The organism is Latilactobacillus sakei (genome assembly GCA_002953655.1).
GTDB lineage: Bacteria > Bacillota > Bacilli > Lactobacillales > Lactobacillaceae > Latilactobacillus > Latilactobacillus sakei_A.
This window is the reverse complement of sequence record CP025839.1, coordinates 1,940,344-1,955,160: the sequence shown is the minus strand read 5'-3', so window position 1 is coordinate 1,955,160 and position 14,817 is coordinate 1,940,344. Positions and strand designations below refer to the sequence as shown.

At 43.3% G+C, this 14,817-nt stretch carries 7 protein-coding genes and 6 tRNA genes; 11 read left to right on the top strand and 2 right to left on the bottom strand.

The genetic code is table 11. From position 1 onward, the window contains the following. From C0213_09725 to C0213_09690, 8 genes are all read left to right on the top strand, one after another. Positions 1-72 (top strand) — tRNA-Gly (locus C0213_09725). Positions 73-86: 14 nt separating this feature from the next. Then, positions 87-175: transfer RNA gene (locus C0213_09720), tRNA-Leu, on the top strand. Between the two features lie 11 nt (positions 176-186). Further along, positions 187-260 (top strand) — tRNA-Arg (locus tag C0213_09715). Between the two features lie 5 nt (positions 261-265). Continuing rightward, a tRNA-Pro gene (locus C0213_09710) sits at positions 266-339 on the top strand. 26 nt (positions 340-365) lie between these two features. After that, positions 366-437 (top strand) — tRNA-Gly (locus tag C0213_09705). 33 nt (positions 438-470) lie between these two features. Beyond that, a tRNA-Pro gene (locus tag C0213_09700) sits at positions 471-544 on the top strand. A 158-nt stretch (positions 545-702) separates the two neighbouring features. Beyond that, complete coding sequence (locus tag C0213_09695) at positions 703-1,173, top strand: CtsR family transcriptional regulator (GenBank protein ID AUX12680.1); 471 nt, start codon at positions 703-705, stop codon at positions 1,171-1,173. 17 nt (positions 1,174-1,190) lie between these two features. After that, positions 1,191-3,659, top strand: a complete 2,469-nt coding sequence (locus C0213_09690; GenBank protein ID AUX12679.1) for an ATP-dependent Clp protease ATP-binding subunit ClpC — start codon at positions 1,191-1,193, stop codon at positions 3,657-3,659. Between the two features lie 67 nt (positions 3,660-3,726). Here the strand turns inward: C0213_09690 and C0213_09685 are convergent, their stop codons facing one another. Together C0213_09685 and C0213_09680 are read right to left on the bottom strand one after the other, a co-directional pair. After that, positions 3,727-5,652 (bottom strand): class 3 fructose-bisphosphatase, encoded by a 1,926-nt coding sequence (locus C0213_09685; protein AUX12678.1) that lies wholly within the window; start codon positions 5,650-5,652, stop codon positions 3,727-3,729. A gap of 137 nt (positions 5,653-5,789) precedes the next feature. Further along, on the bottom strand, positions 5,790-6,674 hold the full coding sequence (locus tag C0213_09680; protein AUX12677.1) for a phosphate ABC transporter substrate-binding protein: 885 nt from the start codon (positions 6,672-6,674) through the stop codon (positions 5,790-5,792). Positions 6,675-6,856: 182 nt separating this feature from the next. On the opposite strand from C0213_09680, the gene C0213_09675 reads away from it, so the two are divergent. From C0213_09675 to rpoC, 3 genes are all read left to right on the top strand, one after another. Then, positions 6,857-7,189, top strand: coding sequence for a carboxymuconolactone decarboxylase family protein (locus C0213_09675; GenBank protein AUX12676.1), 333 nt, complete (start codon positions 6,857-6,859; stop codon positions 7,187-7,189). Between the two features lie 258 nt (positions 7,190-7,447). Next, positions 7,448-11,041 (top strand): DNA-directed RNA polymerase subunit beta, encoded by a 3,594-nt coding sequence (locus C0213_09670; GenBank protein ID AUX12675.1) that lies wholly within the window; start codon positions 7,448-7,450, stop codon positions 11,039-11,041. A 70-nt stretch (positions 11,042-11,111) separates the two neighbouring features. Continuing rightward, positions 11,112-14,756 (top strand): DNA-directed RNA polymerase subunit beta', encoded by a 3,645-nt coding sequence (rpoC, locus tag C0213_09665; protein ID AUX12674.1) that lies wholly within the window; start codon positions 11,112-11,114, stop codon positions 14,754-14,756. Positions 14,757-14,817: the final 61 nt, after the last annotated feature.

Sequence of the window (14,817 nt, the reverse complement as noted above, 5' to 3'; positions counted from 1 at the left end):
GCGGAAGTAGTTCAGTGGTAGAACATCACCTTGCCATGGTGGGGGTCGCGGGTTCGAATCCCGTCTTCCGCTTTCATTATGATTAAGCCGGGGTGGCGGAACTGGCAGACGCACGGGACTTAAAATCCCGCGGTAGGTGACTACCGTACCGGTTCGATTCCGGTCCTCGGCATCATAATGAAAAATGCACCCATAGCGCAACTGGATAGAGTGTCTGACTACGAATCAGAAGGTTGTAGGTTCGACTCCTACTGGGTGCATATAACGGGAAATAGCTCAGCTTGGTAGAGCACCTGGTTTGGGACCAGGGGGTCGCAGGTTCGAATCCTGTTTTCCCGACTGGATACAAAAAGTTAATAAAAAATGCGGAAGTAGTTCAGTGGTAGAACATCACCTTGCCATGGTGGGGGTCGCGGGTTCGAATCCCGTCTTCCGCTTTTTTTGTACCCGTAAATAATTAAATAACTCTCCGGGAAGTAGCTCAGTTTGGTAGAGCACTACGTTCGGGGCGTAGGGGTCGCAAGTTCAAATCTTGTTTTCCCGACTCTCAAAGACTTGTTGTCGAACAAGTCTTTTTTTGTGCAGTTCTTCAAACTTTCCTTTTGAACAAATAATCGTTATAATAATAGTCAACGTTAGTCAAAGTTAAATTTTTAGACTGAATTATAAGCGCTGAAGAATGAAAAAAAGGGATTGATCTATTTGCAAAGTCAGAATATCTCAGATATTATTGAAGCCTATTTGAAAAAAATATTGGCTGACAGCGAGCAGATTGAAATTCGACGCTCCGAAATTGCCAAATTATTTAACTGTGTCCCATCGCAGATCAATTATGTGATTAATACCCGGTTTACTGAGCAACGTGGCTATGTCGTTAACAGTAAACGTGGTGGGGGCGGCTATATCCGTATCGTTAAAGTTCAATTTTTAGATGATCGTGAATTTTTAGAGGCATTAATTGACAGTGTCGAGTCGCGAATTTCGCAGGCTGATACGCTGGCCATCATCCAGAAGCTCTATGATGAACAAATTTTATCGCAAAAAGAGGGTAATCTGGTTTTAGCAACCTTAAGCCCACAAACATTAGCGGTTAACGATAAGCAGTTAGAAGAGCAATTACGGGCACGAATGTTAATTGCTGTCTTAGAAAGATTACGTTACGAAATTAAGTAAAGAGTGGGGGATTATCCATGAATAATCTATTTACACCAAGTGCCAAGAACGTTTTAATGTTAGCGCAAGAACAAGCTAAGAAGTTTAATCATCATGCATTAGGGACGGAACACCTATTGTTAGCGCTCGTCCTCGAAAGCGAAGGGATTGCTGGGAACGCACTCCGTGAGTTAGGGGTGACACCTACTGATGTCCTGGAAGAAATTGAACGCTTGACCGGTTATGGCGATTCAATCGTTGCTATGGGTGTAGGCGGTTATTTGCCATACTCACCTAAAGCCAAGCAAGTGCTGGATTTAGCGCGTGTTGAATCCCAGCAAGCAAACTCAGTTAAAATTGGAACGGCCCATTTATTATTAGCGTTATTACGCGATGATGATATTATTGCGGCCCGCATTCTATTGAACTTGGGCCTTAGTTTAGCTAAAACCCGGCAATTATTACTCCAAAAGATGGGGATTGATGCAGCGACTGCTAAGAAACGCGCTAAAGCCAGTGCTAAAAAGGTCGATCAAGAAGGCACGCCTACTTTGAACCAATTGGCTCGTGATTTAACGCAAATGGCCCGCGAAAACCAAATTGATCCAGTTGTTGGTCGTGATTCGGAAGTTAAACGCCTCGTGCAAATCTTAGCGCGTCGTTCCAAGAATAACCCGGTCTTAATTGGCGAACCAGGTGTCGGTAAAACAGCGATTGCTGAAGGTTTTGCCCAACGGATTATCAATGGCGATGTGCCAAGCGATATGCAACAAAAACGATTAATGATGCTTGATATGGGGTCATTGGTCGCGGGCACTAAGTATCGTGGGGAATTTGAAGATCGTCTCAAGAAGATTATTGAAGAAATCCATGAAGATGGCCAAGTAATCCTCTTTATCGATGAATTGCATACCTTAATCGGTGCTGGTGGAGCAGAAGGTGCAATTGACGCCTCAAATATCTTGAAACCAGCCCTTGCTCGTGGCGAATTGCAATTAATCGGGGCGACAACCCTTGATGAATACCAAAAATACATCGAAAAAGATGCCGCTTTAGAACGGCGTTTCGCGACAGTGACGGTTGATGAACCAACACCAGAAGATGCGGAACAAATCTTACGCGGGTTACGACCACGTTATGAAGAACATCACGGTATCACGATTTCCGATGAAGCATTACATGAAGCCGTTGTTTTAGCGAACCGGTATATCACCAATCGCTTCTTACCTGATAAGGCAATTGATTTGATGGATGAAGCGGCTGCGAAGGTCCGCTTAGATGCGGTCAACCAAAAATCACCAATCGATCGCTTAGAAGCTGAACTGCAAGCGTTAGCCAAAGAAAAAGAAGCAGCAGTCGGTGCGCAAGACTTCGAAAAAGCCGCTGCTATTCACGAAAAAGAAATTATCACTAAGGCTAAAATGGCTAAACGCCAAGCGGCTGAACAAGAAAATGGTGTTCGAACAGATATTCAAGTCCAACCAGAAGATATCGCGCAAGTTGTTGCCCAATGGACGGGTGTCCCAGTGACACAATTGCAACGTAAGGAAAGCGAACGTTTGTTGCAGCTTGAAAAAGTCTTGCATGAACGGGTTGTTGGCCAAGAAGAGGCGATTTCAGCTGTCGCTCGCGCAATTCGACGGGCTCGTAGTGGTTTGAAGGATCCTAAACGGCCAATCGGTTCATTCATGTTCTTAGGCCCTACTGGGGTTGGTAAGACTGAGTTGGCCAAAGCATTGGCAGAAGCGATGTTTGGGTCTGAAGACAACCTGATTCGGGTTGATATGTCAGAATACATGGAACGTTACAGTACGAGCCGGTTAGTCGGGGCAGCACCTGGTTACGTCGGTTACGACGAAGGTGGCCAATTAACTGAAAAAGTTCGTAATAAGCCGTATTCCGTTGTTCTTTTTGATGAAGTTGAAAAGGCTCATCCAGATGTTTTCAATATCTTGTTACAAGTCTTAGATGATGGCTATTTGACGGATTCTAAGGGGCGGAAAGTTGATTTCCGGAACACAATCATGATTATGACGTCTAACTTAGGGGCAACCGCCTTACGTGATGACAAGTCAGTTGGTTTTGGGGTCAAAGATGTCACTGCGGATTACAAAGCAATGCAAGGCCGGATTTTGGAAGAATTGAAGAAGTCATTCCGCCCAGAATTCTTAAACCGAATCGACGAAACGGTGGTCTTCCACTCATTAACGCAACCTGAATTGCGTGAAATCGTCAAGATTATGTCCAAAGGCATCTTAAACCGTTTAGCGGAACAAGGTGTCAAGATCAAAATGACTGCGGCAGCGATGGATGTTGTGGCTAAAGCCGGTTTTGATCCAGAATACGGTGCGCGTCCAATTCGCCGTGCATTACAAACCCAAGTTGAAGATCGCTTGAGTGAAGCCCTATTAGCTGGTGAAATCACAACGGATACGCCAGTCACAATTGGCGCTACCAAAGGTGAAATTACGATTAATAGTAAAAAAGAAAAAACAACTGTTAAATAAGAGCGAATACCAATAATATTCAAAAGCGCCCAGACAAGATTAATTTGTCTGGGCGTTTTTTTAAATCCTAATGATCCGGTTGAATCGTTAGTAATGTTTGGAGTTGTTCGATTTCGGTTTTGATGGCTGCACCAATATTGGTTTGACTCACCCGTTGGCGTTGGCTAACTTGATCGATGACTCGTCGTGTGGAGATGATATCTTTCATATTGGCAATCGCATCCGCCTTGGTGGTGAAAGGTTGGTGGGTCACCAGCTGCATCCCGTAAGAATTATAGAGTAGGGTAAAGCCGCCAATACCAGTTGTGTGATGGTAGGCTTTTGAAAAACCACCATCAATCACAATCATCTGGCGGTTGGCCATAATCGGGTCGTGGCCTTTTTTAACCGGCGTGTGGCCGTTTAAGATATGGCCGTTTTCAGGCGAAAGGTTGAATTCGGCAAGGAGTTCTTGAATAAAGTCCGTGTCGTGGCGCAGACTGTAATAGGCGTTCTTAGTTTCAACGTGGGTCTCAGGATCTGGGCAGAAATAACGTTCAAAGGTCGTCATCGCGTTCTTACCAAAAAGTGGTGAGAGCGGCCCTGTCCATAAATACCATAGTAAATCAGTCGAGAGATTTGCCTGGTGTAAGGGGTGGTTGAAACACGAGCGAATTTGTTGATCGAAGAAATCGAGTAGTTGCTTACCAGCATAGTGTTGATTAGCGAGGGTCAGTGTTAGGAAGTGTCCTTGGGCATCGACGGGTAAGCAGCCATGGAAGAGTAAGTTTTGATTGTAAATGCGGTACATACTACCGTGATCAATTAAAAAGGTCAGGTGTTTGCGTAACTTCTGACAGCGGGTGAAGGCAGCTAGTAAATCCGCGATGATTTGGCTTTCTTCTGCCGTTAAAGCTTCAGGATTCTCAGGATCGACCAGTTGGAAACAGGTATTTTCGAGTGGGTATTCTTGTCCGTTAAGGTGTAAGACCCGGCGTTTAAAGTCGACTTGTGACAATAGAAGCCGGTGATCCATGTTGAATTCCGGGTGGCGTTTAATGACTGTTAACTCGAGTTTAAATTGCATGATAGCTAAGGCTTGTTGGACTTGGCTGATTTTTAGCTTTTCTGCCAGCGTTAGTGGGCCTTGGTTAGGATCTTCAACCGGCATGAAGGCGGGGTTAGCCTGATAGTGTTGGGCTGCAAACCGGACTAAGTCAGTTAAATCAATCCCATAAGTTTCCTCGATGATGGCGAGGTTATTATAACGGGCGCAAATTCGTAGCAAGTTCAATAAGCAAAGCTCAGAACCGCTGGCTGCCCCGAACCATAAAATATCATGATTTCCCCATTGGACATCGACTGCTGGCAGTTGGGTCAATTGGTCAACAATCAAATCGGGATGTGGCCCCCGGTCGTAAATATCACCAATGATGTGCCATTGGTCAACAACGAGGCGCTGAATCGTGTGACTTGTGGCGATGATTAACGCGTCGGCTTGGCCTAATTCGATAATGGTGGCGGTGATTTCTTGGAAATAACGCTTTTTATCAACGTTGGCGACATCGCCATACATTAATTCTTCGGTGATGTAGACGAAGTCGGGGGCCATCGCTTTACGGACTTTAGAACGCGTGTATTTCGTTGAAACGAATTTAAGCAGGTCAATCATCCGTTTAAAAGTCGTCAGGTACCACTGATTTAATTCATTTTCTGAGAGGGCCTTGTGTTTGAGCGCTAATCGTTCGGTGGGATAGTAGACGAGAAAAGCGAAGGCCTGCATCGTCTCAGGGGTCATCTCACCGGAGAAGAGCTCATTGATTTTTTGGCGTAAGTTACCGGCACCGGTCCGGATGAGATGTTGGAAAGCATCGTATTCACCATGGAGGTCGCTCATAAAGGCCTCGGTTGGTTTGGGTAAGTTTAAGATAGCCTTGAGATTGATGATTTCAGAAGTAACGGCCATTTTCGTTGGGTATTTATCGGATAGCGTTTTCATTTTATTGTTTATCATGAATAAGACTCCTTCATAAACTGATAGTTTAAATTATACCAATTTTGCGATTGAATGTTAAGTTTATTATTTCGCTTAATATTTTTGTCTATACCAATATAAAAAGACGGCTGATTTTAGCCGTCTTTAAAGAATTATTATTTAACGTCTTGGATGCTGCCATCAGCATGCCGTTCCACTTTCATTTGCGTCATTGGGATGTAACCGAGTTTTGGCACAAGTGTTTTTTGCACGTCTTTAGATTGAAGGTAATTAATAAATTTAGCGGTTTGGTAATTAGGCGCCCCCTTCGTATAAGCATGTTCGTAAGACCAGATAGGCCATTGGTTGGTGAGGACGTTTTTAGTGGTTGGTTGAACCTTATTAAGTGCGACAGCTTTCAAACCATCCTTAATATAAGGAAAGGCGAGGTAACTAATGGCCCCCGGAGTTTGGCGCACGATTTTTTGAACAGTGCCCGATGAATCTTGTTCTTGGCTGGTCATGACTTTATTCGTTTTCAGACCGAGATTTTCGAAAGTTTGGCGTGTGCCGCTACCTTGTGCGCGGTTAACGACGGTAATTGATTGGTCAGGGCCGCCAACTGCGTGCCAGTTCTTAATTTTACCAGTAAAGATGTCTTTTAGTTGTGCCTGGGTTAATGATTTGATACCGAGTTTTTCGTTCACGACGGGGGCAATTGCGACGACTGCGACTTTGTGATCAACGAGCTGCTTAGCGTTGATGCCGGCTTTTTCTTCGGCAAAGATGTCTGAGTTGCCGATTGTGACGCTGCCGTCGCTGACTTGTGCCAGACCGGTCCCGGAGCCGCCACCTTGAACGGTGATATCGATCCCGGCGTGTTTTGTTTGATAGGTTGCGCCAGCTTGTTCAACGAGGGGTTGGAGTGCTGTTGAGCCAACCGCTGTGATTTTAGCCGACTGTTCTTTGGATTCACCCTGATTTGCTTGTTTGCCTTGACACCCCGCTAGTAAGAGGGCGATAGCGCCGATTGATAGTAATGCAGTACTTATTCTTTTCATAATGAAGCCTCCCAGCCTGAATTAAGGTACAAACAAAAGTATAGCGGGCCAGTGTAAAGATTGACCGGTATTTACTGTAAAGATGGTAAAAGTAGTGTGACGAAATTGTAAAAAATGCATATCAACTCGATATAAACGCTTTCTCTGTTATAGTAGACTTATTAAAACAAGGAGGTATTCAGATGACTTATTCAGAACAGGCACAAACCGGTAAAAAGGAATATGCAGCACTCAAAGAAGCGTCGCCCGAAGTCATGGGGGCGTTTGGTGACTTGCACAAGGCCAACGTCAAAGATGGTGCCTTAACGGTGAAGGAAAAAGAATTGATTGCATTAGGGATTGCGATTGCGACGCGGTGTGAAGGCTGCATTCTCAGTCACATGAATCGCCTCATTAAAGAAGGCGTTAGTCGGGATGAAGTAATCGAAACTATCAACACAGCAGTCATGATGTCGGGCGGTCCTGGGACGGTTTATGGGGGTAAAGCCTTGGCCTATTTCGATGAGCGTCAGTGATTGACTTTTAATAGGAAATAAGGTATATTATCAGTTAACTGCGAAAATCCGTAGAAAAATTTATTGTGCTGATCTATTGTCCAGCACGGTATTCATGAAAAGCAAAAATAGTGAGGCTGATTTTAATCAAGCAAATCAACTATTTTTGTTTTTTTTCTGCTTAAAAACTCGAAAATATGGCGATGTAATCTTTTCTTAATCTTTGTCATGTTTTTGTAACATTAAGTACTGCGGAAAACTTATAGAGGGGTGAACAATTTGGCAGGACACTTAGTCAATTACGGTAAACATCGGACACGTAGAAGCTATGCACGGATTAAAGAAGTGTTGGAACTACCAAACTTGATCGAAATCCAATCTAATTCCTATCAATGGTTTTTAGACGAAGGGCTTCGTGAAATGTTTGATGACATCATGCCAATCGACGATTTTGCTGGTAACTTATCATTAGAATTCGTTGATTATCAACTTCTTGAACCTAAATATACGGTCGAAGAAGCAAGACAACATGATGCCAACTATTCAGCACCATTACACGTTACTTTGAAATTAACAAACCATGAAACTGGTGAAATTAAATCTCAAGACGTCTTCTTTGGGGACTTCCCATTGATGACTGACCAAGGGACTTTCATCATTAATGGTGCCGAACGTGTTATCGTTTCTCAATTAGTACGTTCACCAGGTGTTTATTTCAACAGTGCTATTGATAAAAATAGCCGGACAACTTATGGCACAACTGTCATCCCTAACCGGGGTGCTTGGTTAGAATTTGAAACAGATGCTAAGGATATTGCCTACGTTCGTATCGATCGGACACGTAAGATTCCAATGTCTGTTTTAGTGCGTGCTTTAGGTTACGGGTCTGATCAAGAAATTATCGATATCTTGGGCGACAACGATTCATTAATGTTGACGTTAGAAAAAGATATCCATAAGAATACTGACGACTCAAGAACGGAAGAAGCTTTGAAAGATGTCTATGAAAGACTTCGCCCCGGCGAACCTAAGACAGCTGACAGCTCACGTTCATTACTTTTTGCCCGTTTCTTCGATGCTAAACGTTATGATTTAGCTTCTGTTGGTCGTTACAAGATCAATAAGAAATTAAGCTTGAAGACACGTTTATTGGGTCAAACATTGGCTGAAACATTAGCTGATCCTGACACCGGCGAAGTAATTGCTGCTAAAGATACTGTTGTTGATCGTCAAGTGATGGATGCCTTGGCACCTTACTTAGATCGTGAAGACTTCAAAGCTGTTACTTACCAACCTTCTGATGAAGGCGTCTTGCCAGAACCAATGACCCTCCAAGTCATTAAAGTTTACTCACAAAAGACACCTGATAAAGAAATTAACTTAATTGGTAATGGTCATATCGATGCCAAAGTGAAACATGTGATTCCTGCTGATATCATCGCTTCAATGAACTACTTCTTTAACTTACAAGAAGGTTTAGGTTCAACGGATGATATTGATCATTTAGGTAACCGTCGGATCCGTTCAGTTGGTGAATTATTACAAAACCAATTCCGGATCGGTTTATCACGGATGGAACGTGTGGTTCGGGAACGGATGTCAATCCAAGACACAAGCACCGTCACACCACAACAATTGATCAATATTCGGCCAGTTGTTGCTTCAATCAAGGAATTCTTCGGTTCATCACAATTGTCACAATTCATGGATCAAACCAACCCGCTTGGCGAATTGACGCATAAACGTCGTCTATCTGCCTTAGGACCTGGTGGTTTGACTCGTGACCGTGCCGGTTATGAAGTTCGAGATGTTCACTATACGCATTATGGTCGTATGTGCCCAATCGAAACACCTGAAGGCCCTAATATCGGTTTGATCAATAGTTTAGCGAGCTACGCTGTTGTTAACCGTTATGGCTTCATTGAAACACCATATCGTCGTGTTAGTTGGGATACGCATGAAGTTACTGATAAGATCGACTACTTAACAGCCGACGAAGAAGATAACTATGTCATTGCGCAAGCCAACTCACCATTAAACGATGATGGTTCATTCGTTGATAACACGGTCTTGGCCCGTTACAAGGATGACAATATCGAAACATCAATCGACAAGTTAGATTACATGGACGTTTCGCCTAAGCAAGTAGTTGCTGTCGCTACGGCCTGCATTCCTTTCTTGGAAAACGATGATTCAAACCGGGCCTTGATGGGTGCTAACATGCAACGTCAAGCTGTTCCTTTGGTTAACCCACATGCACCACTTGTTGGGACTGGGATGGAATACAAAGCAGCCCACGATTCAGGGATTGCTTTATTAGCACAACATGCCGGAACTGTTGAATATGTCGATGCGAAAGTGATTCGTGTTCGTCGTGAAGACAGCTCATTAGATACGTACGAATTAATGAAATTCCGTCGTTCAAATGCTGGTAAAAACTACAACCAACGCCCAATCGTTGCAAAAGGCGATCACGTTGATGTTGATGAAATTATCGCTGATGGACCAGCTATGGAAAAAGGCGAATTAGCCTTAGGTCAAAACCCATTGATCGCTTTCATGACTTGGAATATGTATAACTACGAAGATGCGATCGTTCTTTCAGAACGCTTAGTTAAAGAAGATTTGTATACATCAATTCATATTGAAGAATACGAATCAGAAGCCCGCGATACCAAACTTGGACCTGAAGAAATCACACGTGAAATTCCTAACGTTGGTGAAGATTCATTGAAGGATCTTGACGAATTTGGGATTGTCCGCGTTGGTGCAGAAGTTAAAGACGGCGACATTTTAGTTGGTAAGGTAACGCCTAAGGGTGTGACAGAATTATCAGCTGAAGAACGTCTATTGCATGCTATCTTCGGTGAAAAAGCCCGCGAAGTTCGCGATACATCATTGAAAGTACCTCATGGTGGCGGCGGTATTATCCAAGACGTTAAGATCTTTACGCGTGAAGCTGGCGATGAATTATCACCAGGTGTTAACATGATGGTTCGTGTTTACATTACACAAAAACGTAAGATTCAAGTCGGCGATAAGATGGCTGGACGTCATGGTAACAAAGGGACTGTTTCAATCGTGGTTCCTGAAGAAGATATGCCATACATGCCAGATGGTACCCCAGTTGATATCTTATTGAGTCCCATGGGTGTGCCTTCTCGTATGAATATCGGACAAGTGCTCGAATTACATCTTGGGATGGCTGCTAGAAACTTAGGTATCCATGTTGCAACACCGGTTTTTGATGGTGCGCAAGATAAAGATTTATGGGCTGCTGTTCGTGAAGCAAACATGCCTTCTGATGGTAAGAGCATTCTTTATGATGGTCGGACCGGTGAACCATTCGATACACGTGTGTCAGTTGGTGTCATGTACTACATGAAACTAGCCCACATGGTTGACGATAAACTTCATGCCCGTTCAATCGGACCATACTCACTTGTTACGCAACAACCATTGGGTGGTAAAGCACAATTTGGTGGCCAACGTTTCGGTGAAATGGAAGTTTGGGCCCTTGAAGCTTACGGTGCCGCTTATACCTTACAAGAAATCTTAACTTACAAGTCTGATGACGTTGTGGGTCGTGTGAAGACATACGAAGCAATCGTTAAGGGTGAACCAATTCCAAAACCTGGTGTACCGGAATCATTCCGAGTATTGGTTAAAGAATTGCAATCACTTGGTTTAGACATGAAAGTCTTAGATATCGATAATCAAGAAATTGAATTGCGCGATATGGATGACGACGATGACGATGTTGTGAACGTTGATGCCTTATCTAAATACGCAAAAGAACAAGAAGAAAAGAAAGCGCAACAAGAAGCTGAAAAAGCACAAGCAGCAAGTGCCGAAGATCCATCAGCAGAATAAGCGTTTGATATCGGATTAGTAGAGTGCGTAAAACACTTGACTATCTTACAAATAATGAGGAGGTCGCCCTTTGATAGATGTCAATAAGTTTGAAAGCATGCAAATTGGTTTAGCATCTTCAGACAAAATCCGTAGTTGGTCATATGGTGAAGTTAAAAAGCCAGAAACAATCAATTACCGTACCTTAAAACCTGAACGCGATGGCCTTTTTGATGAAAGAATCTTTGGCCCTACAAAAGATTGGGAATGTGCTTGTGGTAAGTACAAACGGATTCGTTATAAAGGAATCGTCTGTGACCGTTGTGGCGTTGAAGTAACACGCTCAAAAGTTCGTCGTGAACGAATGGGTCATATTGAATTAGCAGCCCCTGTTACCCATATCTGGTATTTCAAGGGTATTCCTAGTCGGATGGGTCTTGTCTTAGACATGAGCCCTCGTGCTTTGGAAGAAGTTATTTACTTCGCATCATACGTTGTTATCGACCCAGGTGATACAGCACTTGAAAAGAAACAATTGATGACAGAACGCGAATACCGTGAAAAATTAGATGAATATGGCAACAAATTCAACGCCAAAATGGGTGCTGAAGCCATTAAAGAATTGTTACAAGACGTTGATCTTGAAGGCGAAGTCGCTGAATTGAAGGAAAACTTGAAGTCAGCGCAAGGCCAAAAGAGAACACGTGCTATCCGTCGTTTAGACATCTTAGATGCCTTCCGTAAGTCAGGGAACCGTCCTGACTGGATGGTAATGGATGCTATTCCAGTTATTCCACCGGATTTACGTCCGATGGTTCAACTTGAAGGTGGCCGTTTTGCAACTTCTGATTTGAATGATTTGTATCGTCGGGTTATTAACCGTAACAACCGTTTGAAACGCTTGTTAGACTTAATGGCACCAAACATCATCGTTCAAAATGAAAAACGGATGCTTCAAGAAGCCGTTGATGCTTTGATTGATAATGGTCGTCGTGGCCGTCCAGTTACTGGACCTGGTAACCGTCCATTGAAGTCACTTTCACACATGTTGAAAGGGAAACAAGGTCGTTTCCGTCAAAACTTACTTGGTAAACGTGTCGATTATTCTGGTCGTTCAGTTATCGACGTTGGCCCTACATTGAAGTTCTATCAATGTGGGTTACCACGTGAAATGGCCCTTGAATTGTTCAAACCATTCGTGATGCACGAATTGGTTAAACGCGATATGGCTTCAAACATCAAGAATGCTAAACGTAAAATTGATCGTCAAGACGACGATGTTTGGGACGTTTTAGAAGATGTCATCAAGGAACGCCCAGTTCTATTGAACCGAGCACCTACATTGCATAGACTTGGTATTCAAGCCTTCGAACCAATCTTGGTTGACGGTAAATCAATCCGTCTTCACCCATTAGCTTGTGAAGCTTACAATGCCGATTTTGATGGGGACCAAATGGCGATCCACGTACCTTTATCTGACGAAGCCCAAGCAGAAGCAAGAATGTTAATGCTAGCCGCTCATCATATCTTGGCACCTAAAGATGGTAAGCCAATCGTTACACCATCTCAAGATGTTGTTTTAGGGAACTACTACTTAACCCTTGAACAAAAGAATCGTCTCGGCGAAGGCATGATCTTCAAAGATACAAACGAAGTCTTGATGGCTTATCAAACTGGCCACGTTCATTTGCACAGTCGGATTGGTTTATCAGTTGCTGATATGGCTAACCGTCCATTTACAGATGATCAACGTCACAAGATTATGGTAACGAGTGTTGGTAAAGTGATGTTCAACGAAATCATGCCAGCTGACTTCCCATATTTAAATGAACCAACAACCGATAACTTAATGAATGGTGTTCCTGACAAGTATTTCATCGACAACGGTGAAGATATTCATGATTACTTAGCTGGTGCACCCGTAATCCTACCATTTAAGAAAGGTTTCTTAAGTGATATCATTGCACAAGTCTTCAAGGTATATAAGGTTCAACGGACATCTGATTTATTAGATGACATGAAGACCTTAGGTTACGTTCAAGCGACTCATGCTGGTTTAACAGTTGGGGTTGCCGATGTTCCTCAATTACCTGAAAAACAAGAAATTGTTGATGACGCTCATAAGAAAGTTACAACAATTTCTAAACAATTCCGTCGCGGTTTGATCACAGATGAAGAACGCCATGCGCGTGTTATTGAAATTTGGAACGATGCTAAAGATGATATCCAACAACGTTTAACGGATTCATTTGACCCAACGAACCCAATCTCAATGATGTCTGATTCTGGTGCCCGTGGTAATATCTCTAACTTTACGCAACTTGCTGGTATGCGTGGCTTGATGGCCGCTCCTAATGGTGGGATGATGGAAGTCCCTGTTACATCAAACTTCCGTGAAGGTCTCTCTGTCATGGAAATGTTTATGTCTACCCATGGTGCCCGTAAAGGGATGACTGATACGGCTCTTAAGACTGCCGATTCTGGTTACTTAACACGTCGTTTAGTTGATGTTGCACAAGATGTTATCATTCGTGAAGAAGATTGTGGTACTGATCGTGGTCTTCTAATTCACTCACTCCGTGAAGGTAATGAAATGATCGAACCATTGTATGACCGTCTTGTCGGCCGTTGTGCAATGAAGACGATTGTTAACCCAACAACCGGTGAAGTAATGGTTGCTAAGAACCAATTGATGGATGAACAACTTGCTCAAGCGGTTGTTGATGCTGGTGTTGAAGAAGTAACAATTCGTTCCGTCTTCACATGTAACACAAAACACGGTGTCTGCAAGAAATGTTACGGCCGTAACATGGCTAACGGCGAAGAAGTTGAAGTTGGCGAAGCAGTTGGTACTGTTGCTGCCCAATCAATCGGTGAACCTGGTACGCAATTAACAATGCGTAACTTCCATACTGGTGGGGTTGCTGGTGGCGAAGATATCACGCAAGGGTTGCCTCGTATCCAAGAAATTTTTGAAGCACGTAATCCTAAAGCGATCGCTACTATTACTGAAGTAACGGGTGAAGTGATTGCGGTTGAAGAAAATCCCGCAGAACACACACGTGAAATCACAGTTCAAGGCGAAACTGATACACGTTCATACAGCGTGCCTTATACGTCAAATATCATTGTTAGCGAAGGCGACATGATTCATCGTGGTGAAAAAATCACTGGTGGGTCTGTCGATCCTAAGCAATTAATTAAAGTTCGCGATGTGTTATCAACTGAAAACTACCTCTTGCATGAAGTCCAAAAAGTTTACCGTATGCAAGGGATTGAAATCGGCGATAAACACGTTGAAGTTATGGTCCGTCAAATGTTACGTAAAGTCCGTGTCATGGACCCAGGTGATACAGAAATCTTACCTGGTACATTAATGGATATTAGTGAATTTACAGACCGTAACCACGATACCTTAATTAGCGGTGGCGTACCTGCTACTTGTCGTCCGGTCTTGCTTGGTATTACTAAAGCATCATTGGAAACAAATAGTTTCTTATCAGCCGCATCATTCCAAGAAACAACGCGTGTCTTAACGGATGCTTCTATCCGCGGTAAGAGCGATCCATTACTTGGTTTGAAAGAAAATGTTATCATTGGTAAGATTGTCCCAGCTGGTACTGGTATGGCGAAGTATCGTCATATGGAACCTAAGACAGTCGGTGCTGTCTCAGAAAATGTTTACTCAATCAGTGACATTGAAGCACAAATGAAACAAGAAGAAACAAAAGAATAAAGAAGTGTCAATTTAGAGCAGATGCTCTAAATTGCACGTTAAAAAAGAGGTCCTTAGGGGC

What these genes read in the sequence shown, in the direction of transcription:
- C0213_09690 (AUX12679.1), top strand. Translation starts at nt 1,191, where the DNA reads ATGAATAATCTATTTACACCAAGTGCCAAGAACGTTTTAATGTTAGCG.
- C0213_09685 (AUX12678.1), bottom strand. Translation starts at nt 5,652, where the DNA reads ATGATAAACAATAAAATGAAAACGCTATCCGATAAATACCCAACGAAA.
- C0213_09680 (AUX12677.1), bottom strand. Translation starts at nt 6,674, where the DNA reads ATGAAAAGAATAAGTACTGCATTACTATCAATCGGCGCTATCGCCCTC.
- C0213_09675 (AUX12676.1), top strand. Translation starts at nt 6,857, where the DNA reads ATGACTTATTCAGAACAGGCACAAACCGGTAAAAAGGAATATGCAGCA.